The sequence below is a fragment of the Bradyrhizobium sp. 23AC genome (genome assembly GCF_054863025.1).
In genome coordinates this window covers 121124-143710 of record NZ_JAVAYN010000018.1, presented here as the reverse complement: position 1 = coordinate 143710, position 22587 = coordinate 121124, and the positions used below count along the sequence as shown (strand labels likewise).

The following is a 22587-nucleotide window of genomic DNA, read 5'->3' as shown; positions in this document are numbered from 1 at the left end:
ACCATCCGGCAGCTCAAAGAGCTGGCAAAAGGCAACGCACCCACGCGCGTTATCGGGCTCAAGCTCGGCCCGACCGAGACCGCAATCTACGGGAAGGCGTCATCCGAGGGCATCTCCCTCAGTCCCACAAACCAAAACCCCTACAATCGCAAGAAATGATGGACTTCGCCGGTATGCTCCAGTGAGCGCATTCAGCCTTGAAGCACTTGGGCCGAGCGCAATGGCAAAGTTGCGCCTGCACAAGGCGGCTTCACGGCTCGTCGGCGCTACGACGGCGCTGCTCACTGGGATTGCCGTGGCAAACGCGGCCGATTGCTCACGCAAGGATGCGCTTGGCACTTCGCGTGTGCTCGCTGTCGATGCAAAAACCTATCCCCGCGTCGGCTTGAAGAGCTTTCCGCAGACCTTGCCGTTAGCCGATCATGAGGTCGTGCTCACGTTCGATGACGGGCCGAGGCCCCCAAACACGCAGAAGGTGCTGGCCGCGCTCGCGCAAGAGTGCGTACGAGCCACCTTCTTTCTCGTCGGCAAGTCCTCCGCCGAACTTCCCGAACTTGTCCGGCGGATCGCCGCTGAGGGTCACACCGTCGCGCACCATAGTTGGTCGCATCCGATGATGTCTCAGATCAGCTTCGAGCAGGCGAAGGAAGACATCGAGCGAGGAATCGCGGCCGATGAGATGGCGCTCAACGGCGTGTCGACCCAAGTGCCCTCGACGCCGTTTTTTCGCTTTCCCTATTTCGACTCGACGCCTGCGACGCTCGATCTTCTGCAGTCACGTGGCATCCTCGTCTTTAGCGCCGATCTTTGGGCGGCCGACTGGGAAAACATGACCCCGGAGCAGGAATTGAAGAAGCTGATCGAGCAACTCGAGATCACCAAAAAGGGGATCATTCTGTTGCACGATCCGCAGGCGTGGACGGCAGCTATGATGCCCGCGTTTCTGCGCTACCTGCACGACAATGGCTATCGGATCGTACACTTAGTGCCGGCTGCTGCCTCGGCCCAGACGCGCGCCGACGGAGCTCATTGATGGTACGCGAGCGGCTCTGAGTTCCGCTCCGGAACCGCGGACTACGTAGAGTGCGGCTGCGTCCGCCTGCAAAGAGGCGATCTCTTCGCACTAGCCGCCCTCGAAATCACCCATCGCCCCCCGATAATCGCCAGTCGCACCTGCCAGGCGCCGTCCTCAATTAGGACACGCGCAATTCAAATTGGAACACAGCCATTTGCCTAGCTGAGCATGTTTCGACGCTCTGATGCAACGGCCAGAAGGAGGGGGCCGAGCTTTCCTCCGGACTATTTCGGACAGTTGAGCCCCTCAGGAAACAACAACGCCGCTCGCTTGAAATGAGTGCGAGCGGCGTCGCTCCAGCCCCGGGAGGATGATGCAAAATCCCGGTCGCCACTAAACTAGCATAACCTGTGCCAAAATACATGTTCCGAGACGGGACACACGCGGCGGCAGATGAGAACGTAACATAATAATCCGCGACCATAGTCGGCGCTCTGCGCCGAGGTTTCCTCGCGTGTCAGGGAACGTTTGGAGCGGCATGGGGCCAGATGCGGAAGTGCTATCGTGCCCTCAGTGCACTGGCGAGGCGGTCAACACCGTGTCGGATCTCTCGTGCTTCAAGTGCGGCGTAGCCGAAAACAAACCCAGCTCGCCGTTTCGCGCTTCCCGGCCCATTTTCGTATAGTCCGGAAACAGGATAAATGCCGACGCCTCTGTGCCGGGCGTTTCGTGCGGTTGCGTCCTCCTGCGCCGCATCGAGTTTCTTGAACCAGGCCACCACATGGAGCCCGGCCTCGGAACCCTGCACTTCGATAGCGTCTCCAAAATGTTCAACGAATGCCTCAAGCAAGGCTGAGCGGCGCTGCGCGTTCTTTCGCCGCAGCTTTCTCACGTGCCGCTCGTAGGCGCCCGAGTGTAGGAAGTTGGCCAGCGCCGCTTGCTCAAGCGCCGGCGAGTGCCGATCGGTAAGGCGCTTGGCCGTGCGGAAAGCGTGGATGAGCTCTGGCGGAACCACGACATACCCTAGACGCAGCAAGGGCGAGAGCGTCTTTGAGAGCGTTCCGAGATAGATGACGTGAGCCGCCTCATCGAGGACATGCAAGGGCTGAATGGGACCAATATCGTATCGGTACTCGCCGTCATAGTCGTCCTCGATGACATAGGCTCCCACCTTGTCGGCCCACTGCAGCAATTGAGCACGACGCTGTGCTGAGAGAACGTGACCTAACGGAAATTGATGTGAAGGCGTCACGTAGCAAAGCCGAGCCTTTTTGACATCCTTAAGGGCTTGTGTCTGCAAGCCTTCTTCATCGACCGGGACGAATTGAGGCGTAGCCCCCGCACTCTCAAAAACATGCCGGGCGGCCCAATAGCACGGCGTCTCAATCACGAAGCGATCGCCGGGATCGAGCAATATCCGCGAGCACAGATCGAGACCCTGCTGTGATCCGTTGACGACAATGATCTGGTCGACGCCGCAGCGCAGGCTGCGCGCACGCCACGGATAAGCTTGCAGCGCTGTTCGCAGCTCCATTGATCCCTGCGGGTCCTGATAGCGCAGACTGCGCGGACCAGGCGTCGTCAGGACTTTCGTCAGAGCGCGGCGCCAGGCCAGACTCGGGAAATCGGCAGTCGCAACATCGCCATAGCGAAAGTCGATCCGCAGGGGCTCGGTCGCGATCGGCGGGCCGGACAATTCGAAGAGCCGTCGCCCGAACGCCGATAGACGAGCGGTTCTTGGCGCCCGCTTGCCGCCTGCCTGCGACAGGCTCCCCGATCGAAGCGCAGGCGCAACGCAGGCCCGGCGACCCTGCCGCGTCTCGATGAAGCCTTCCGCGAGAAGCTGCTCGTAGGCGGCCGTAATCGTGGTTCGAGAGACTCCAAATTCGGCCGCGAGGGCGCGGGTCGAAGGAAGCTGGTCGCGCGGTCTGTAGACGCCATCCTCGATCTGCGCCTTCAATGCTTCATAAATTTGCCGCGCCCCATTTGGCTTATGGCACCGCTTTCCTGTCTCGGACTGGCCCACCAATATCGCTCCAAACTGGCCCTTCAAAGCGGCCTGTGTGCGGCCTAGATCATCGGGCCTCAAGATCCGATCGAGGTGTTCGGATGCGGAGGAGTTCTAGCAATGTATATGCCGCCAGCCTTTCGCGTCGAGGACATCGCCGAGATTCATCGGACCATGCGTGAGGCCCGCTCGGCAACCCTTGTCACTGCAACCGAAGAGGGGCTGATCGGAACGCTAGCTCCGATGCTTCTCGACGAGACGGAGGGTCCGAATGGCACGCTTTACGCGCACGTGGCAAGGTCTAATCCACAGTGGAAGCTGCAGCCTTCCTGTGAGGCGATGGCCATCTTTGGGGGGCCTGAAGCCTATGTCACTCCGTCCTGGTACGTGACGAAGCAGGAGACGCACAAGGTCGTGCCAACGTGGAACTGCGTTGCGGTACATGCCTACGGTACGATCGAGTTTTTCGATGATGCGGATCGGTTACTCGACCTCGTGAGACGACTGACGGACCTGCACGAGCAATCGCAAAAGGACCCCTGGGCAGTCGCGGATGCTCCGGCTGATTTCATCCAAGCGCAGCTCAAGGCGATCATCGGCCTGCGCATGCCGATCACAAGGTGCGACGCCAAGCGGAAGATGAGTCAGAACCGCAACGCAGCGGATCGCGCCGGCGTCATCGATGGATTGTCGAGGAGCGATCGCCCTGAAGACCATATTGTGGCCGCGCTGATACCTAGAGGATGACGCTGGGCCCTGCCGGGACGAGGTGAATGATAGTCGATTTTCAACCGTTCTTGCTGTTCTTGGGAGCTGCGCTCCTGGTGGCGATCACATCAGGACCCGGGATATTCTACGTTGCGGCACGAACGTTCGCAGGTGGCCGTCCGCGTGGTCTGGCATCGAGCTTTGGTACCGGTGTTGGCGGTCTTGTGCATTTTAATGCCGGGGCGGTCGGCATTTCTGCGCTCGTGATGGCGAGTGCGGAAGCCTTCACTATGCTCAAGCTCGCCGGAGCCTTCTATCTGATCTGGCTTGGCTTCAAGACACGGAAGCCGAGATCGTCGACCCGGTCGGGCTGGAGACAGTCGGTGTCGGACGGGCATTTCGGCAAGGCATCATTGTTGAGGCGCTGAATCCGAAGACGGCTGCATTTTTTCTCGCCTTCATCCCGCAATTTATCGACCCAACCGCCGATGTCGCCCGGCAGTTCGTCGTCCTTGGGACAATTTCAGTTGCGCTCAACACTGCTGCCGATGTGGTCGTGACCCATTGGGCCGCCAAAGCAAAAGCGGGACTCGCCAAGCGACCATCGGCCCTCGCCAAAATGCGACAGCTATCCGGTGCAGCTATGTGCACGCTGGGAGCTTCACTCCTTGTTGCGCGGCGGGCTGGTTGATCACCGCTGGGCATCCATTCTGCCAGCTACCGCCTGTGTCTGACGTTGCTGCGCAATCTTTCAGCTTACTGCTCAGGAAAGATGGCGCCATCTATGAAGACCACAGCGTGCATACCGTCGTTCGCCTCGGGTCGCGCTAGTCTGACGAGACTGGATGTGCTGCATGTGGGTGATCGGTTCGCTCCGTCGCTGTAACGGCCGGCCGCCAACCTTCACATCCCGAACAGCTCGGACATGAGTCATGAATCAGCCGAACGGCAAGCCGTTTTAGAGTTTTTGGATTTGTTTCGCCGCCCGCGGCTAGATTCAGAATCTTTTCGGCGAGGCATGCTTTTAAGGAAGACGTCCGCGCCGGTTCCGGCACCATTTGGACAGCATCGTCCAGGACGCGTCTCAACACGGCACGCAGGTGAGCATCTGAATTTGCAGCTGTCATTGGGCTAATCCAACGGATAAAATCTGTGCGGGTTGGCTTCGGCTCTCAGCCAGTGTTCCGAAGATTCGTCGAAGCCCACCGTTCGATAGTCCCGTGTCGTCTAGTGATTGGTGCCGTCGGCTTGGTTGCCGTCACACCCGACACATACAAGAAACATGTTTAGCGGAGGTGACACTGAAGCTTGGAATGCAAATTCTTTGTTGGGTTTGCTTTGTCCAGAACGAAGTCGCGAGGGAGTTGTGTAACGACCGACCGAATCCCAGCAGATCGTGCGGCCTGCAGCTCCGTTCAAGAGCACGTGGTAGAGGTGATCAATGAATCTCCCTGCGGCGACATTTTTCTGCGTAAATTATCCGAACCGGCCGAGTAACGTCGAATGCAAGCAGCTCGTTTGGGTAAGGGCGACATCATGCGGGCGCTTATTCGGCAGCAGAGTCGTTTCCCAAGAACTGCTCAGAACCTTGTCGACTGGAGCAGCAAAGGCCAGGGCGTACCTATCCCACGTGGCGCGATGCGGCGCGCCGGGCCGGCAGGCCGCCCGTTCTTCGACAACGCCGTCTGAACCAGATACGAGCCTGTGTGGGTAAAGGTAATGCCGGAGACGAACTCGACCACACCACAAAGGGGTCCTTCACAAGAGTGACCGTAGTCAGCTGCTCGTCGATGCCCCGACTGACGCAGGAACGGATGACATTACCCACAGAAGCCAAACCAAGCGCGCGCCGCGTTCGACCGAGCCTTTCACGATTGAGAACGTCGGGCCAGTCTAGACCGATCCGAGCTCGCTGCGACTTAGGGCCCGCAAAACTGGACGTCGCCGGATGGTGCAGGAGTTCGGCATCATGTGACGGCGTGGCATTTGGTCCGATCCGCCAGATCAGGTTGGAGGTGAGAAATGCCAGTCCCTCGGCAAACAGCTCCGACAGCCCAGCCGGCTAGTTCTCCGTCCGGTTGGCCGGCACGATGATCCCTCGTGTGGCCAGGCAGTTTAGCACCGTATCGGCCAAGCGCTCCGGCTGCTGGTTCAGTGTTGTCAAATGGATCTCCGGCGCGCTCGGCGCCTCGTACGGCGCATCGATGCCGGTAAAATTCCTGATCGTGCCTGATTTCGCCTTGGCGTAGAGCCCCTTCGGATCGCGCCGCACGCATTCGCCGATCGGCGTGTCCACAAAGACCTCGATGAATTCGCCGTCGTCCACGAGATCGCGAACCATGTCTCGCTCGGCCTTGTAGGGTGAGATGAACGAGCAGATCACGAGCAAGCCGCTATCGGCCATCAGTTTGGCCACCTCGCCGACGCGGCGGATGTTTTCAACCCGATCGGATTCGGTGAAGCCGAGATCTCGATTGAGACCGTGCCTGAGATTGTCGCCGTCCAAGAGCATGGTGTGATACGACATCGCAAATAGCTTCTGGTCGACGAGGTTGGCGATGGTCGATTTGCCCGCGCCGGAAAACCCGGTAAACCAGATGATGCAGGGTCTTTGGTGCTTGAGAGCGGCGCGCTCCTTCTTGCCGAGTGAGAGCGGCTGCCAGGCTATGTTGGCGGCACGCCGCAAGGGGAAGGCAATCATGCCAGCGCCGACGGTCCGGTTGGTGTCGCGGTCGATCACGATGAAGGAACCGGTGCGCCGATTCGCTTCATAGGCATCGAAGGCTGCCGGCTGTACGGTTGCAATATTGCAGAAGCCGATTTCATTGAGGCTCAAAGTGCGGGCTGCCACGTGCGCGCCGGTGTTGACGTCGATCCGGTATTTCATCGCCGTGATGCTGCCGGACGCAATCGATTGCGTGCCGATCCGGAGGGCATAGGACCGGCCCGGGACCATGGGCTCCTGGTCCATCCAGATCAGGTGGGCGGCAAACTGATCAGCGACCTCCGGTCGTTCCGTCGGCTTAGCGATGATATCTCCGCGGCCGATGTCGATCTCGTCGGTCAGCGTAATGGTCACCGCATCACCGGCTTCGGCGCGCACAAGGTCGCCATCGTACGTCACGATCTGCTTGACGCGCGAATTGCGTCCCGATGCCGGAATAACGATTTCGTCGCCGACCGCAATGCTGCCGGAGACCACCGTTCCAGCGTAGCCGCGGAAATCCAAATTCGGCCGGTTCACCCATTGTACCGGGAAACGGAAGGGCAAGCCGGCCGTCTCGGACTGGATGTCGATATTCTCGAGATAGTCCAATAGGCAAGGGCCGTGAAACCAGTCGGTATTGCGGGACAGGCGGATGATGTTGTCGCCGTATCGTGCGGAGATCGGGATAGCCGCGATCGACGTGAAGCCGAGGTTCGAAGCGAAATCGACATAGTCGTCCACGATGCGATCAAACACTTCCTTGCGGTAATCGACCAGATCCATCTTGTTCAGGGCCACGACCACGTGCCGGATGCCCAGGAGCGAGCAAATGTAGGAGTGGCGCTTGGTCTGCACTAGGACGCTTTTGCGCGCATCGATCAGGATGACCGCGAGCTGGGCATTGGAGGCGCCGGTCGCCATGTTACGCGTATACTGTTCGTGACCGGGCGTATCGGCCACCATGAACGATCGGCGCGGCGTGGTGAAGAAGCGATAGGCGACATCGATGGTGATGCCCTGTTCGCGTTCGGCCTCGAGTCCATCGACCAGCAGGGCAAAGTCGATATCATCTCCGGTTGTGCCGTGCTTGACGCTGTCGCGCGCAAGCGCCTGCAGCTGATCCTCATAGATCGCCTTGCTGTCGTGCAGAAACCGGCCGATTAGCGTCGACTTTCCATCGTCCACCGAGCCGCAGGTGATGAAGCGAAGCTGATCCTTGCTGTCGGTGAAGGTGAGCTCTCGCAGCGCATCAGTATCCATTCAGAAGTAGCCTTCCCGCTTCTTTTTCTCCATCGATGCCACCTCATCGGTATCGATCAGCCGTCCCTGACGCTCGGAGAGCGTCGCAACCTGCATTTCCGCGACGATGTCCTTGATGGTGGCGGCGTCAGACTCGATGGCGCCGCTCAGCGGATAGCAACCAAGCGTGCGGAAACGCATCATCTTGAGCTCGGGCGTCTCGTCAGGAGCCAAGGGCAGGCGCTCATCATCCACCATGATCAGCGTGCCATTGCGATGGACCACCCACCGCTGTTTTGCGAAATAAAGCGGAACAACCGGAATGTTCTCCAGCATGATGTATTCCCATACGTCGAGTTCCGTCCAATTCGAAATGGCAAACACGCGCATTGTCTCGCCGTTCCGGCTGCGAGTGTTGAAGAGATTCCACAGCTCCGGCCTCTGGTTGCGCGGGTCCCAGACATGTCCCTGCGAACGGAAGGAGAAGATGCGCTCCTTCGCCCGGCTTTTTTCCTCATCGCGCCGGGCGCCCCCGAACGCCGCGTCAAAGCCGTAAAGGTCGAGCGCCTGCTTGAGCGCATCTGTCTTCATCACCTGCGTGTGCAGCGTCGATCCGGACTCTATTGGGTTAATGCCGCGCTCGATCCCGTCCTGGTTCACATGAACGATCAGGTTGATGCCGAGACGCTGGGCCGTCCCGTCGCGAAAGCTGATCATCTCGCGAAACTTCCAGGTCGTGTCGACATGCAACAGCGGAAACGGGACCTTCGCCGGATAGAACGCCTTCTGCGCCAGGTGCAGCATGACGCTCGAATCCTTGCCGATCGAATAGAGCATTACGGGCTTACTAAATTCGGCAACGACTTCGCGCATGATCTCGATGGACTCGGCCTCCAGCCGCCGCAGATGCCGCGGCAGCGTGCGCGTCTGTGGTTCAGTGATATTTTGTGCGTTCATTCTGAGCATCTGCGGTTCCCCGCGCGGCAAGTCGCCGTTTCGATAATCTAACTTGCCATAGCTCATGGGGCCGCTCTCAGGGTCCGTAACGTTGAACAGCAATCACGCCGATTATCCGCGAGCTTTCGAAACTCATCCGGATCAATTGTCTTGCTTACGTGTAGCTTTCGTTTCCGTGCCACGCCGAACGATCGAGAACGGAAAAGTAGAATAGGTGGCACCAGGAACGAAGCATCTGACCTGAGTGCTCGAAGCCATTGGTTATGAGATGAGGAGATCAAGATCAACACCTGAAGCGGTTGTCTCTATTCAAATTCTGGATGTCCTCCATCGACACAATCGATTTTACCAGTCGTACGAAATGGCGGATAACAAACGCTCAGTCGGAGAAATAGACCATCAGGCCGGTTTGCCTCGTATCCATGTGAGCGCCGTCTCAGATAGCGGTCGTCGGTTCTTGACGCGCCTGTCATCGCGCCGCTTTTCGACGAACGTCATCCGGCGAACGGCATTCATTTGACGTTTTGCAGAAGGCTTCGTGAAGAAATATAGACGCCGCTGTCGACTTGCCTACGCGCAAGTGTTGGGCCGAATTGCTTGAAGCGCATTTTCCATAGAGCAGTCAGCCGCGACAGCACGTTGTGTTCGTCATGGATATCAGCCTGCTCGTGGCCAAGGTTAACGGCGAATGCCCTCGCCGTAAATGAACCGCCGGTGTCCTCCCTCTGCCGACGGAAGCTGGTGCGATGTCTTGTACATCGCTCCTCCCAGACTAAACTTCGCCCGGCCCCAAAAGGGTCGGGCCCTTTTTAGTGCGGCCGGATCCATCTAGCCCTCAGTGGGGCAGGGCTCGCAAGCGAGCTCAACGCCTTTCGGCGTGCCCTTGGGACGCATCTGGCCATTCAAGCCAAGACCAGACTATCTATGGCTTCGTATAGCGATCCGCCTTTATATCGATGCCGTGGATACATTCGATCATAACAATCGATTTTACCGATCGACTTAAACGCTGGATACTCATCGCGCCGGTGAATTTCGAGCTGAGACGCCGCAGGTCGTCTAGGTCGATTGTCGATTGATGAGGCAGTCGGGCAGCCCTACGCAATCGGCTGGTCGGCTAGTCTCTATCTTTTAATTCGCGTGCCAGAAGGGTGCATGAGGCAGTCATGAGTATGAGTGGGGACGGGTCTACCGAAGCGGCCAGTCGGGCGCCTGAAACGAGCGTATCGAGCGACGGTGCTTTGTGCGCTACCCCTTCGACTTCTCTCGTTTCACCTGCGCAGACGCGTCAAAGGTTTTTCGTCGTCCCGGTGAGGACAAGTCCAGTAGAGCCGCGCGCTGTAGAACGCATCGTGCATAGTCCTCGTTGCAACTCGCGTGTCCAGGACCTTAAGCGGAGCATCGAGCTCCAAATCGAAGAGCTGGCAGGGCTAATAAATGACGGCAAAAACGGGCAAGAGGCGACCCAACTGCTGAATGAGCTCACAATCGAGCTCATAACCGCAGCGCTCGGTCTATGGGTAAACCGCGACGAGCGAGCCGGCGGCGCGGTCATAAGTAGTGGAGCTGGGCGAGTCATACAGGACTACCGCAGCGTATGCGAACCAGAACAGCTATCGGTTTTGGCACGAATCTTTGATGATGCAGTTGCCGCACTACCGGAAGAAATGCGAACCGCTGCTAACCGAAGGCAGATCGCCGCGCTCATTCTGGGACGTGCAGCCATAGCTGAGTTCGAGCTGGGCTTACTCATCAGGTTTGTAGTCGCCGTTGCTTCTGTCGTTTGATCAAATCTTGCTGCGTCCCATGTGGGTTGGATCGAGGTCGGTCTCGTTGTTTAGAAGGTGATATATGTAAAAATGCACGCAGCGTTGCCGACAGGACAGTCACGTAAGAGAAGTCTTAATTGAGGTTCGATACGACCACTTGCGCCGGATTCAATTGGGGAATTAGAAATATGTGGCACAGTCGGATATCAAGTCTCGCTCTGGCATTGTCTGTCCCGGCAGCGACGGTTGCGGCTAATGCAGACTTGCTATCACCGCACTTCTGGGGCGCGCTCGTTCTTGGCGGATTTATGTTGGTCCTTTCCGTCGTGACGTCGAGGAGAGGAGAGGCGCCCGCAGTGACCTTGGACGAAGCGATGGCGATCAAGGCTTTCGAAACGATCAAGGATGGTATCACGGTCTATGATGCGGACAAGTGTGTGCTCGCCAACGACGCTGCAGCCAACATGCTCGGGTGTTCCAGTGGAGAAGAGTTGAAAGGGTTGAGTATCGCCTCGCTTTCGCTGGATCCTCAACCGAACGGCAAGACTGTTGCGCAGATGTTCGAGCAGACCAATGAGGTTGTGACGCGGTCGGGACACGTGGCGATCGAATGGTGGCTTCAGCGCAAAGATCAATCCTCCATTCCGGTCAGGATAAGTCTTGTTGTTTCGGAATTCACCGGCCGTCCGGTAGTCGTGTGTGTATGGCAGGATATAACCGACCTGGTTCGGATGCGGGAAGAGAGGCTGAGTCTTGCGAAGAGATTTGATAGCGATGTGTCGCGGGTCGTCAACGTTGTGGCGAGCTCAATGCAGGACATGCACGCGGTCGCATCGGAAATTACAGCTTCAACGGGCGATGTCTGTCTTCGCACTGAAGCCATGACAGAGATGGTGAAAAAGACCGAAGGAAACTCGACCGCCGTTGCTTCGGCCGCTCAGGAGTTCTCGGCTTCGATTGCGGAAATCAGCCGACAAGTTTCGACGGCCGCGAACATTTCGCAAACCGCGCGCGACAAGACCGGACACGCTGAAGCAACGTTAGGTGAGCTCGTTGCTTCGGTGGCGAAGATCAGCAGCGTCGTCCAAATGATCGAGGGCATAGCCTCGCAAACCAATTTGCTGGCGCTCAACGCAACCATCGAGGCAGCGCGAGCCGGCGAAGCGGGGCGAGGCTTTGCAGTGGTGGCTGGGGAAGTGAAGAACCTTGCCGCGCAGGCTGCAAAAGCGACGAGCGAGGTTGATGCTCAAATTCTTGCCATTCAACAAAGGACGGAACTGGCGACTGCGTCGATGAGTGACATCGCCGGCATCATCGACAAGTTGCAGGAGATATCCAACAGCATATCGGCGGCGATCGAGGAGCAGTCGATCGTAACGAACGACATCTCGCGAAGCATTACCAACATCAGTGCAGATATGCGCGAAGCGTCCCGAGATATTGACCAACTCAACGATGCCTCGCGTGCCTCTGGCTCATCGGCGGGGCAGGCCGTTGGGAAGATGGAGAATTTGAGCAGCAATATCGTTTCATTGCAGGGGCAGGTCAGCGACTTCTTGATCAAGATCTCGGCGTAACGTGGAGCGCTCAGTTCAGGTGCAGGTCAAGCAACCAAGTCGCCGCGACGTCTGCTGAGTGGAACGTTGGTCGGCCAGGCGGAACTCTATAATCGGATCGATAACCGTTGTCGGTTCATCCGGGCACGGTTCGTAGGCCAGTTCGGATGCTGATTCGATAGAGTTGCGATCGAGCGGTGCTGTTGTAAACCTCTGTTTCGACCGTAAGCTGGCACTCAGCGAGTGGTACAGAGTTTGATTGTCTAGCTCTGAGGGGCGACCGGTTGGCGACCTTGCTTTGCAGGTTGCGATGAACGGATGGCGCGCCATCATGCGGCCGTCCGCATCCACGCCAGTACGTCGGCTTCGCGGTAGTGCCAATCATTCATGCTGATCTCACTCGCGATCCGAGGTCCCTAGTCATCCGCTTCCAACGCCCTCGCGAGTTCAGTGCGTTCGTCATCCACCGAGACGGTTCCGCGAAGGCGGATGTAGAAAAAGCATCGCCTCGACATGAATCGCCTCCCGCATGGCCGCCGCCGTTCGGACAAATAAGGTGACCTGCTACTGCTGAAACGGAGTCAGGTTTAAGTTTGGGCCCAGTTCGCCAGAGGAGACAGACGACGAGGGGAGAGTTCCGGAAGAGCAGTCCATCTAGGTCTTGATGGAACACGCTGCCGGTCGGCTACGCCAGTCGAGCGTCCCGCTTGATCCGGGCTGCGGCAGTAAGTGAACCTTGCAGAAGGGCCGTAAAGGGGAAGAAGGATTGAGCAGGGGGAACACCAGGAGCGCCAAAGGTGATTGACCATCGATCTTCGTGGGAATCATGGTCACAAACGATGGAAGTCTTGCTTTCAAGTTCTACCCATGGCGCGGTGGATGCGCGCTATTTAATTCAAGAGAGTAGCCGATGCTGCGCGCGGACCTGATCCGTAGCGTCGCGGCGGATCGCCTCAAATGTCCGCGCAAGCGATAGATTGCCGCCTCAAGCGCATTGGTCGAGACCTCACGGTCGAATGAATAGATGCTATCCTCCAGTGAGGCGCGCGGCACCGTGCGCCCAGCATGGCTGAGCAGATACTCAAGAACGCACAGTTCACGATGCGCGATGCGGAGCGGCCGTCCGTCCACCCAGGCTTGCCGGGCAATCGGGTCGAATTCGACATTCCCAAATATGATGAGCGGGGCCGTCATTTGCTTCGATCGCCGCAGAATGGCTCGCATCCGGGCGATGAGCTCAACAGTAGACAGCGGCTTTGGCAGGAAATCGTCCGCCCCACCGTTGAAGCTTGCAATTCGGAGATCGAGATCGTTGAGCCCGCTTATCACCATCGCGGGCATCGATTTTCCGTTCCGCCTCAATTGCTTCAGCCAGTCCAAGCCGTCTCCATCCGGTAGAGCCAGTTCGAGAAGAAGAATGTCATAGCATGCGCAATCAAGAGCTGCCGCCGCTTCGTCCAGAGTGCGTGTCACATCGACGGCGAACCCACACTCCACGAGTGCTCCTTGGACAGCGCGCGCAAAGGCGGTTTGATGATCAACAAGTAGCGTTCGCATTTCATCGTCTTTCGCCAATCTACGACGGGATGATTGAGCGGCTCATCGTCGACCGTGAGGCCACGCGGTTCTTGTAAAGCTCTCCCTTTGGAGTAAACGCCGGAAGCCGGAACTGACGCAGAACAACAGTCGTCAACGACCAATCTATCCGATCCGTCCATCGGCCTATTGGTACCTTCGGCCGTCCGCTGCGGACGCTCGTGGTGATCTTGGCGTCAGCAGGTAGGGTCCGAATCATTGAAGGGATCGAGGGCCGTGACGATACCCTCGCGCATTTGCCCGCCAACGCTCCCAACGCGACAATATACGTCTTTCGAAAACACATGCCGAACCCTGGCGATCCCCAAAACCGAGTCACGTGCGCTCCCGACGCTGCAGCCTATCGAGAGACCGTGAACATTGGCCGGTGCATCCCGGCATTGGCACCAGTCACGCATGTGGTGCGAGCCAGCGTGGTCTGCATTCACCTCGCCTAACGAATACCGGCGTAGCCTCGGATGTGGAACCTGAATTCTGATCGTTCTCCCATCCGGCAGGGGCGAGGCGAAGACGGCCATCCCTGCTCTCCGAGTGACCGACTTGCTCCCGGCGAAGGCGGGCGGCGATGGTTCTCCCGCCTGGCGCATCGGCCATTTCAACAACGTGCCGCCGCAAGACGCGTGATGAGTTTGCAGCGCAACCTTAAGAGCTTCAGACATTCGCAATTCTTGCTCGCTGTCAGGATGGTTTGGCGCGGCCGAGAGAGTCTCGCAGCCCGTGTCGGAAAACCTACAATCTGACGCTACGTACGATTCAAGTCCATCCGCGGGCCCGGGTCAGAAATTTCCTGACATTCGAAGGCCCGCTTAAGCAGCGAGAGCAGGATATTGACCGGCGCAAGGCGTCGAGCGTCGGCAGAATTGGCTTGGAGCGCCCAGATATCGCCTCTCCGTCGGTTATCAGGATAACGGGCTTCGAGGTTGCGCTTCAGCAGGAGCAAATCAAAAAGACAGTCAAGATGCCTCGTTAGGGGCGGGCCTTCCGAAAGCGTCGGAGCGTGCTGCCATTCGAGATCAAGCCCGTGCCTCGAGTGTCGGGGTTGGGACACACTGCTCGGCCGCATACACCCCGCTAGACCCAAAGATACGCCAACCATGGCGCGTTGGCATTGGCACGAGCCTTGAAGGGGAGAAGGCGTCCGGCATCGCATTTTCAGGAAATCACCATTATGGCGTACAAGATAGTCGCGTCCCAGTGCACCGCCTGTGGCGCATGTGAGTTTGATTGCCCCAACGGGGCAGTCAACCTCAAGCGCGACGTATATGTGATCGATCCGAAGACGTGCACCGAATGCGAGGGGCATTTCGGCACGCCGCAATGCGCTGCTGTCTGCCCGGTTCCCAACACGTGTGTCCCGGCTTAGCGGAGCGGCGATGCGCATGGTCGGCACCAGCAGCACGGTCGAGACACAGTTGAGCCCTGCGGCCTTCCTTGTTGGTGACCTGGTTAGAGTGACGGTCCGTTCCGCGTTAGGCCAGATTGAGTCGCTGGCCTATACGGTCGAGGGGGGACGCCATAACCGTTGCCGGACGTGGCCGGAATGGTCTCTGCGCGTGCGGAGGCGCCAATGGTAGCCGTACAAGAGACGATCGCGTGCGTGAAGCGCATCGACGTCGACCAGTATCGTTATGGGTTTGAGACCTTGATCGACTCCGAAAGGCTCCAAAGAGGTTGTCGGAAGATACCGTCAAATTCATCTCGCAGAAGACAGAACGAACCGGCCTGGATGCTCCTGTGGCGGCTCGAAGCCTGTCGCCGCCGGCTGACCATGATCGCGCCGACCTGGGCGCGCTCCAGCGCGGCCTCACCCAGGAGGAGGCAGTCGGCCCCGTCGTCAACGGCTTGGTCAAGGACGGCTCCAGCAGCTGCCGATGGAATTCGCAGTGGCGGCGCAGAAGCTGATCTCGATCCTGCTGGAAGGGGCGGTCGGCTAGCTCTGGCCCCATCCTGAGGAGGCCGCGCAAGCCGCCGTCTCGAAGGATGGATACCGGATTGATTGTTGGCCTCATCCTTCGAGACGCGCCTTCGGTACCCCTCAGGAGGAGACGGAACAACACAATGGCATTGCTTGAAGTGAAAGGCCTGAAGGTTCGTGTCAAGGAGCGTGAGATCCTCCACGGGCTGACCCTGACCGTGAACGAGGGCGAGATTCACGCGATCATGGGGCCGAACGGCTCCGGCAAATCGACGCTCTCCCATGTGATCGCCGGCAAGCCCGGTTATGAGGTCACCGACGGCCAGATCGTGTTCAAGGGCGAGGACCTCCGGAAGAGCGCGTCGCGAAGGGGGTGTTCCTGGCTTTCCAGTATCCGGTCGAAATCCCCGGCGTTGCCATCATGACCTTCCTGCGCACCGCGCTGAACGCGCAGCGTAAAGCGCGCGGCGAGAGCGAATTTACGACTCCGGACTTTCTCAAGAAGGTTCGCGAGGTCTCCAAGTCGCTGAACATCCCGCAGGACATGCTCAAGCGCGGCGTCAATGTCGGCTTCTCCGGCGGCGAGAAGAAGCGCAACGAGGTGCTGCAGATGGCGCTGTTCGAGCCGAGCCTGTGCATCCTCGACGAGATGGATTCCGGCCTCGATATCGACGCGCTGCGCATTGCGGCCGACTGCGTCAACGCGCTGCGTTCGCCGGGGCGCGCCATGGTCGTCATCACCCATTATCAGCGGCTCCTCAATTACATCGTGCCTGACGTCGTGCACGTGATGTCGAAGGGCCGTGTCGTGAAGAGCGGCGGCAAGGAACTGGCGCTGGAGCTGGAAGCGTCCGGCTATGCGAATTTCCGAAGACGCGGCTTGGCCGTGTTGCGGATATTCCGATGACCCTGGCTCTGGCGAATACCAATCCCGAATGCCCGGCGAGAGACGTTTTTAACGCCGCGCGCGGACGGTTACCTGGCGGGAGCTGTTGCCGATGCTCGCGCCCGCGCTTTCGACGCATTCGAGCGCGCTGGCCTGCCGCACCAGCGCCTTGAGGAGTGGACATACACTGACCTTCGCGTGCTGATGCGCGCGGTCCTGCCGCTAGCGCCGTTACCGGACGTTGCCGCGCTGGTGCGCGCAAAAGCGGCAGTTGCACAGACGGCACTCGAAGGCGCGGCTAAGCTGGTGCTGGTCGACGGAGTGTTCGCGCCTGACCTGTCGGACCTGGCGGCGTTCGGCGAGGGCGTCGATGTCAAGACGGTGCCTGAGTTTCTGGAGTATCCGCCGGGGCCGATCTGCTGATAACCTTCACGACGGATCCGATGATCTCACTGAATGCCGCGATGGTGACTGACGGTGTCGTGGTCACGCTTGGCGATGGTGTCGCGCTGAGCCGTCCGATCCAGATCATTCACGTCGCGACTCAGGCTTTATCGTCTGCGTTCACACGCTCGCATCTGAAACTTGGCAAGAGCGCACAGGCGCCCCTGGTCGAAAGCTTTGTTGCTGCCGATGGCGCGAGCGCCTATCAGGTTCACGACGCGGTGATCGCCCAGATTGGGGAAGGAGCGAATCTTTCGCATTTGCGCGTGGTGGCTGATGCAGCTGGCGCCACGAACATCTCGTCAAGCATGATCACAGTCCATGAGAAAGCGACGGTCAATTCCTTCAACATGACCTATGGCGGAACTGTCACTCGCTACCAAGGCTTCATTACATTGGCGGGTGCGCGGTCCGATCTCTCCCTCAACTGCGTCAACCTGCTCAAGGATACCCAGCACGGGGACACCACGCTGGTGATTGATCATGCCGCACCTCGTTGCACGAGCGAAGAGAATTTCCGCTGCGTGGTGGACGATCGCGGCCATTCCGTGTTCCAGGGACGCATCATCCTCAACGCGCAGAAATCGCAGGGCACGATGATGACGCGGGCGCTGCTCCTGTCTGACGAAGCCAAGGCCGATAACAAGCCGGACCTGCAAATCTTCGCGGATGATGTCACCTGCGGCCATGCCGCGACATCAGGCGCGCTCGACGACAGCCTCTTGTTCTATCTGCGTGCGCGCGGCCTGCCCGAGAAGGAGGCGCAGGCGCTTTTGATCCAGGCGTTTCTCGGCGAGGCGATCGAGGAGATCGCAGACTGTGCTCTGCGGGAGTTCGTGAGCGCGCGGGTCGCGCGCTGGCTGGAGACGCGGCGATGAGCACGCATCCGGCCGTTCGCGGTTCCACTTATGACGTGATGCGCGTTCGTGAGGAGTTTCCGGCGCTTGCCATTCGGGTGTACGGCAAGCCGCTCGTCTATCTCGACAATGCTGCCTCGGCCCAGAAACCCAGGGCGGTGCTCGACCGCCTCATGTGGGCCTATACAAGTGAATATGCCAATGTGCATCGCGGCCTGCATTACCTCGCCAATGTCGCGACCGAAGCCTATGAGGGGGCGCGGACCAAGGTGGCGCAGTTCGTCAACGCCCGCCGTTCGGAAGAGATTATCTTCACCCGCAATGCCACCGAGGCGATCAACCTCGTGGCCTCTTCCTATGGGCAGCTGAATATCGGCACTGGCGACGAGATCGTGCTCTCGATCATGGAGCACCACTCCAACATCGTGCCTTGGCATTTTCTGCGGGAACGTCACGGCGCCGTGATCAAATGGACCCCGGTTGACGACGATGGCGATTTTCTGATCGAGGACTTCGAAAAGCTCCTCACCCCCCGCACCAAGCTGGTCGCGATCACGCACATGTCGAACGCGCTTGGGACCATCGTGCCGGTCAAGGATGTGGTCAAGCTGGCGCACGCCCGCGGCATCAAAGTGCTGGTCGACGGTGCGCAGGGCGCCGTGCACCTGCCGGCGGACGTGCAGGACATCGGTTGCGATTTCTACGTCCTTACCGGTCACAAGCTCTACGGGCCGACCGGGATCGGTGTGCTCTACGGCAGGCATGAGCTGCTTGCTGCGATGCGGCCCTTCAATGGCGGGGGCGAGATGATACGTGATGTGGCGCAGGACCGGGTCACGTATGGTGATCCTCCGCACAAGTTCGAGGCCGGCACGCCGCCGATGGTCCAGGCGATCGGACTGGGGGCCGCCATCGACTATGTCAACTCGATCGGTAAGGCGCGCATCGCCGCCCATGAGCAGGATCTTGCCGAGTACGCGCACGAGCGCTTGGGTGAAATCAAGTCGCTGCGGCTGATCGGCATGGCGAAGGACAAAGGGCCGCTGATCTCCTTCGAGCTGAAGGGCGTCCATCCCCACGATGTCGCGACGATCATCGATCGGCAGGGGATTGCAGTGCGCGCCGGCACGCATTGCGCGATGCCGTTGATCAAGCGGTTCGGTGTGCCAGCAACGTGCCGTGCGTCATTGGCGCTCTACAACACGCATGCAGACGTTGATGCACTCGCGCAGGCCGTTATTGCGGCCGATGAATTGCTCGCATGAACAGGCGACGCCGCCCCAAGCGATAAGGGATGGCTCCGTCGCATCGCCGCTCCGATACGTGAAATCCTCATAGCGTGTGGCCTCTGCCGGCGCGGGTGAGGCGGTTCTTTGGCGCGACCAGAAACGAGGGCAAGCGTGCTGGTGGACAATGGCGCGGCATTGGCCGATGCGAGCGAAATCGAAATCCGGCGGTAGAGGTTCAGCTTCACAATCATCCCTGCCAAGTCACGTTTCAATCCGCAGGCCGTGCTCGCGGTCATGCGCGCTGGCTATCGACATGGTGGGTCTTGGCCCGGCAAGGGAGATTTTGGGCCCCCTTAGTTGATGCCATAACGATTTGATTTCACCGCATAAAACTGTTTTCAAGAGGGTGGAATGGATGATTGAGATCCGGGAAGGGCAAGAAGGTCATCGCGGCGCTGCAGAGGGCGGTCGTGAACCACGAGGCAGAGAACTATTCCTCTTCACCGATCCGGATTGCCACACCTTGAAGGACTATACGATGCGCGGGATCAAGACCGGCTTTCGCCCTTGCTGCTGTCGGGGTGAAGAGGTGGCCGCTATTTTGCCACCACAACCGACCGAACCGGAATCCCGGACTGCGCTTTCGTGCCCTTCGACGTGAAGTGTACTTCGGCTTCGGTGAAATCATCCTGATCTCGGACAGAGGCGAAAAGGTCAACTGACGACAGCAAACTCGTTGATTGGAATTGGGGTGTTTTCCCGACGCGCTTCAGGAGGATCGGGTCTGCGGCCAGCGCGCGAGGCACAGCTTCATCAAGCTGAACACGCTGTGCCTGCCACTGCCCTGGCAAGCAGCGGAAAGGGAAAGCGCCCGCCGGTGGGGGCGGGCGCAGGGTTCAGCACGGGTTTTGGAGTCAGTGAAATGTGAAGTTTCCTGCGGTCAGGCCCAAGCTGGCCAAGCCGTCCACGCTGTGCACATTGCTCAGGTGGGCGAGCTCGTCAACGTGGTTCGCGGAGGTGACGTAGGCCAGATTCGCAGTCATGCTCTTGTATCCAAAGTAGACGATCATGTCGCCGGGGGCCGCGGAAATGGCACTGGCTGCGTCAGAGCCGTTGGAGAAACCCCGATCGGTGATCACCACGACATGTTCCCCATGAGCACCTGAGGCTGGGCCACTGTAGAAGGTGTCCACCTGATTGCCAGACCGCATGCTGACGTGATTGATGAAGTTCGCGTTAAGACCGTCGCTGCCAAAGCCGACCGCGTCGAATGCGAAGGTGTCCTGTGCCGGGTCGAAATCCACGATAGTGGTGTGGTCGGGGTCCGACCCGTACCGTGGGTCGGATCCGGGGATCGGGTTGTGGAACTGGAACGCAAAGGTGTCGTTGCCGGTGCCTCCCGTCAGGGAATCCCTGCCGTCACCGGCGAAGAGGACGTCGTCGCCGGGACCGCCGTAGAGTTTATCATTGCCCTCATTGACGATTCGCGGTTTGTCGGGGCCGTTGTCGCCATAGAGGAAGTCGTTACCCTCCTCGCCGAAGACGTTGTCATTGCCCGCGCCACCGAAGACTCGGTCATTGCCCTCGCCGGCCGAGATGACGTCGTTTCCGGCACGACCGTCGATCCAGTCATCGCCCTTGGGGTCGGTGATTATATCGTCACCGTCGCCGCCAAAGAGACTATTGCTGCCCGGACCGCCAAGAATTGGTTTGTCCATCGCGAATACTCCTTGTTAGACAGCCCCGCCACGCCACCTGGCCCGTTCATATTGCTCATCGGCCAATTGGAATAATTCATTGTTTTGATAGAACGCATCGGCATGGCGGATACATCCACGTGCGCTTCTCTGGCGCACCTCAGCGCATCGGCTGGTGCGACCCGGTTTGAGCGGTTGGCCGCCGGGCTATGACGCAGTCGCCAGCGGGCGCGCCAAGCCCACCCCAAGGCTACCGTTTTGCAGCCGAATATCAGCGGTGCAATGCCACGCCCGCTGCTCGTTGTTTTCTATCGAACAGGCGCAAGCGAGTCTGTCCATGGAGAAGTCCCGATGTCGGCTTTGCAACACAGTCCGGCCGGGCTCGCCGACAACGCTATGTTCTTCCAACTCCGCTCGTTTTTGCATTTGCACGTGGCTGGCACGGTCGTTGCTAAACTCTTCGCTGAGCGCCGTCTCGCTAACTCTCAAAGGATATCAGCATGAGCTTCGCTACGACCGAAAGCATTGAGGAGATCAAGGCCCGCAATAAGGAACTCATCCAGGAAGTGTTGACGGTCTATCCCGACAAGACCGCGAAACGGCGCGCCAAGCACCTGAACGTTCATGAGGCCGGGAAGGCGGATTGCGGAGTTAAGTCCAATCTCAAATCCATTCCCGGCGTGATGACGATCCGCGGCTGCGCCTATGCGGGCTCCAAGGGCGTGGTCTGGGGACCGATCAAGGACATGATCCATATCAGCCATGGTCCGGTCGGGTGTGGCCAGTACTCCTGGGGGTCGCGGCGCAACTACTACGCCGGTACGACCGGTATCGATACGTTCGTGACCTTGCAGTTCACGTCCGACTTCCAGGAAAAGGATATCGTGTTTGGCGGCGACAAGAAACTCGTCAAACTCATTGATGAGCTGCAGGAGCTGTTTCCACTCAACAACGGCATCACCATCCAGTCGGAATGCCCGATCGGCCTGATCGGCGACGACATCGAGGCGGTATCGAAAGCCAAGTCGAAGGAATATGACGGCAAGACGATCGTGCCGGTTCGCTGCGAGGGCTTCCGCGGCGTCTCGCAGTCGCTCGGGCACCATATTGCTAACGATGCCGTGCGCGACTGGGTCTTCGACAGGCTCACGCCCGAGAAGTCCCGCTTCGAGTCAACGCCCTACGACGTTGCGATCATCGGAGACTACAATATCGGCGGTGATGCCTGGTCGTCTCGAATCCTGCTGGAAGAAATGGGGCTGCGCGTGATCGCCCAGTGGTCCGGAGACGGGTCGCTGGCCGAGCTGGAGGCCACGCCGAAGGCGAAGCTCAACATCCTGCATTGCTACCGCTCGATGAACTACATCTCCCGTCACATGGAGGAGAAGTTCGGGATTCCGTGGTGCGAATACAATTTCTTCGGTCCCTCAAAAATCGCGGAGTCACTGCGCAAGATCGCGGGCTATTTCGACGACGGGATCAAGGAGGGAGCCGAACGGGTGATCGCGAAATATCAGCCGCTTGTTGATGCGGTGGTCGCAAAATACCGCCCCCGCCTGGAAGGCAAGACCGTGATGCTGTTCGTCGGCGGATTGCGTCCACGCCATGTGATTGGAGCCTACGAGGACCTCGGCATGGAAGTCATCGGCACTGGCTATGAGTTCGGCCACAACGATGACTATCAGCGAACCGCCCAGCATTACGTCAAAGACGGCACGCTTATCTACGATGATGTCAATGGCTATGAGTTCGAGCGCTTCGTTGAGAAGATGCAGCCAGACTTGGTCGGCTCGGGCATCAAGGAAAAATATGTGTTTCAGAAGATGGGTGTGCCATTCCGGCAGATGCACTCCTGGGATTATTCGGGTCCGTACCACGGCTATGACGGCTTTCCGATCTTCGCGCGCGACATGGACATGGCTATCAACTCGCCAATCTGGGGAAAGACCAAAGCGCCCTGGAAGGCTGTTGCAGAACCGAGGCTTCTGGCTGCGGAATAAGCGG

13 protein-coding genes and 3 pseudogenes are annotated in these 22587 nt (G+C 59.0%); 11 read left to right on the top strand and 5 right to left on the bottom strand.

Features of this window, described 5'->3' with window-relative positions; all coding sequences use genetic code 11:
* Positions 1-220 precede the first annotated feature (220 nt).
* Positions 221-1033: a polysaccharide deacetylase family protein gene (locus RAD10_RS31795; protein ID WP_270172959.1), complete on the top strand. Its 813-nt coding sequence runs from the start codon at positions 221-223 to the stop codon at positions 1031-1033.
* 541 nt (positions 1034-1574) lie between these two features.
* Here the strand turns inward: RAD10_RS31795 and pdxR are convergent.
* Positions 1575-3041, bottom strand: a complete 1467-nt coding sequence (gene pdxR / locus RAD10_RS31790; protein WP_270163288.1) for a MocR-like pyridoxine biosynthesis transcription factor PdxR — start codon at positions 3039-3041, stop codon at positions 1575-1577.
* A gap of 102 nt (positions 3042-3143) precedes the next feature.
* Here pdxR and RAD10_RS31785 point away from each other — a divergent pair, with 102 nt between their 5' ends.
* Genes RAD10_RS31785 through RAD10_RS31775 form a run of 3 tightly spaced genes read left to right on the top strand, consistent with a single transcriptional unit; the run spans position 3144 to position 4422 of the window.
* On the top strand, positions 3144-3770 hold the full coding sequence (locus RAD10_RS31785) for an FMN-binding negative transcriptional regulator (protein ID WP_461620541.1): 627 nt from the start codon (positions 3144-3146) through the stop codon (positions 3768-3770).
* Between the two features lie 26 nt (positions 3771-3796).
* Complete coding sequence (locus RAD10_RS31780) at positions 3797-4159, top strand: LysE family translocator (RefSeq protein ID WP_306417042.1); 363 nt, start codon at positions 3797-3799, stop codon at positions 4157-4159.
* Positions 4054-4422: a LysE family translocator gene (locus tag RAD10_RS31775; protein ID WP_306417078.1), complete on the top strand. Its 369-nt coding sequence runs from the start codon at positions 4054-4056 to the stop codon at positions 4420-4422. Before RAD10_RS31780 ends, RAD10_RS31775 begins: the two co-directional genes overlap by 106 nt.
* A 1371-nt stretch (positions 4423-5793) precedes the next feature.
* Here RAD10_RS31775 and cysN read toward each other — a convergent pair.
* Together cysN and cysD are read right to left on the bottom strand one after the other, a co-directional pair.
* Positions 5794-7698, bottom strand: a complete 1905-nt coding sequence (gene cysN / locus RAD10_RS31770; protein ID WP_270163286.1) for a sulfate adenylyltransferase subunit CysN — start codon at positions 7696-7698, stop codon at positions 5794-5796.
* Complete coding sequence (gene cysD / locus RAD10_RS31765; RefSeq protein ID WP_270172958.1) at positions 7699-8634, bottom strand: sulfate adenylyltransferase subunit CysD; 936 nt, start codon at positions 8632-8634, stop codon at positions 7699-7701.
* Positions 8635-10759: 2125 nt separating this feature from the next.
* Between cysD and RAD10_RS31760 the strand changes: the two genes are divergently transcribed.
* Positions 10760-11980: a methyl-accepting chemotaxis protein gene (locus RAD10_RS31760; protein ID WP_270163285.1), complete on the top strand. Its 1221-nt coding sequence runs from the start codon at positions 10760-10762 to the stop codon at positions 11978-11980.
* An 840-nt stretch (positions 11981-12820) separates the two neighbouring features.
* Here the strand turns inward: RAD10_RS31760 and RAD10_RS31755 are convergent.
* Positions 12821-13516, bottom strand: coding sequence for a response regulator (locus tag RAD10_RS31755; RefSeq protein ID WP_270163284.1), 696 nt, complete (start codon positions 13514-13516; stop codon positions 12821-12823).
* Positions 13517-14723: 1207 nt separating this feature from the next.
* On the opposite strand from RAD10_RS31755, the gene RAD10_RS31750 reads away from it, so the two are divergent.
* The 5 genes and pseudogenes from RAD10_RS31750 to RAD10_RS31730 all read left to right on the top strand — a co-directional run bounded on the left by RAD10_RS31750 (position 14724) and on the right by RAD10_RS31730 (position 18922).
* The gene (locus RAD10_RS31750; protein ID WP_270163283.1) at positions 14724-14918 is read left to right on the top strand and encodes a 4Fe-4S dicluster domain-containing protein; all 195 of its coding nucleotides are present in this window, start codon (positions 14724-14726) and stop codon (positions 14916-14918) included.
* Between the two features lie 204 nt (positions 14919-15122).
* Positions 15123-15351: pseudogene (locus RAD10_RS31745) on the top strand (Fe-S cluster assembly protein SufB); the annotation flags it as partial.
* A 262-nt stretch (positions 15352-15613) separates the two neighbouring features.
* Positions 15614-16377 (top strand): annotated as a pseudogene (gene sufC / locus RAD10_RS31740) (Fe-S cluster assembly ATPase SufC).
* Positions 16374-17678 (top strand): annotated as a pseudogene (gene sufD, locus RAD10_RS31735) (Fe-S cluster assembly protein SufD). Before sufC ends, sufD begins: the two co-directional pseudogenes overlap by 4 nt.
* On the top strand, positions 17675-18922 hold the full coding sequence (locus RAD10_RS31730) for a cysteine desulfurase (RefSeq protein ID WP_375848225.1): 1248 nt from the start codon (positions 17675-17677) through the stop codon (positions 18920-18922). Before sufD ends, RAD10_RS31730 begins: the two are co-directional and overlap by 4 nt.
* Before the next feature lie 878 nt (positions 18923-19800).
* Here the strand turns inward: RAD10_RS31730 and RAD10_RS31725 are convergent.
* Entirely contained in the window at positions 19801-20604 is an 804-nt protein-coding gene (locus RAD10_RS31725; RefSeq protein WP_270163282.1) for a calcium-binding protein, read from the bottom strand.
* Between the two features lie 479 nt (positions 20605-21083).
* Here RAD10_RS31725 and nifD point away from each other — a divergent pair, with 479 nt between their 5' ends.
* Positions 21084-22583, top strand: coding sequence for a nitrogenase molybdenum-iron protein alpha chain (gene nifD / locus RAD10_RS31720; protein WP_270163281.1), 1500 nt, complete (start codon positions 21084-21086; stop codon positions 22581-22583).
* Positions 22584-22587 lie beyond the last annotated feature (4 nt).

Coding starts and splice junctions, on each gene's coding strand:
- RAD10_RS31795 (WP_270172959.1), top strand. CDS start 221: ATGGCAAAGTTGCGCCTGCACAAGGCGGCTTCACGGCTCGTCGGCGCT.
- nifD (WP_270163281.1), top strand. CDS start 21,084: ATGAGCTTCGCTACGACCGAAAGCATTGAGGAGATCAAGGCCCGCAAT.
- RAD10_RS31785 (WP_461620541.1), top strand. CDS start 3,144: ATGTATATGCCGCCAGCCTTTCGCGTCGAGGACATCGCCGAGATTCAT.
- cysN (WP_270163286.1), bottom strand. CDS start 7,698: ATGGATACTGATGCGCTGCGAGAGCTCACCTTCACCGACAGCAAGGAT.
- RAD10_RS31780 (WP_306417042.1), top strand. CDS start 3,797: ATGATAGTCGATTTTCAACCGTTCTTGCTGTTCTTGGGAGCTGCGCTC.
- RAD10_RS31725 (WP_270163282.1), bottom strand. CDS start 20,604: ATGGACAAACCAATTCTTGGCGGTCCGGGCAGCAATAGTCTCTTTGGC.
- RAD10_RS31730 (WP_375848225.1), top strand. CDS start 17,675: ATGAGCACGCATCCGGCCGTTCGCGGTTCCACTTATGACGTGATGCGC.
- RAD10_RS31750 (WP_270163283.1), top strand. CDS start 14,724: ATGGCGTACAAGATAGTCGCGTCCCAGTGCACCGCCTGTGGCGCATGT.
- RAD10_RS31755 (WP_270163284.1), bottom strand. CDS start 13,516: ATGCGAACGCTACTTGTTGATCATCAAACCGCCTTTGCGCGCGCTGTC.
- cysD (WP_270172958.1), bottom strand. CDS start 8,634: ATGAACGCACAAAATATCACTGAACCACAGACGCGCACGCTGCCGCGG.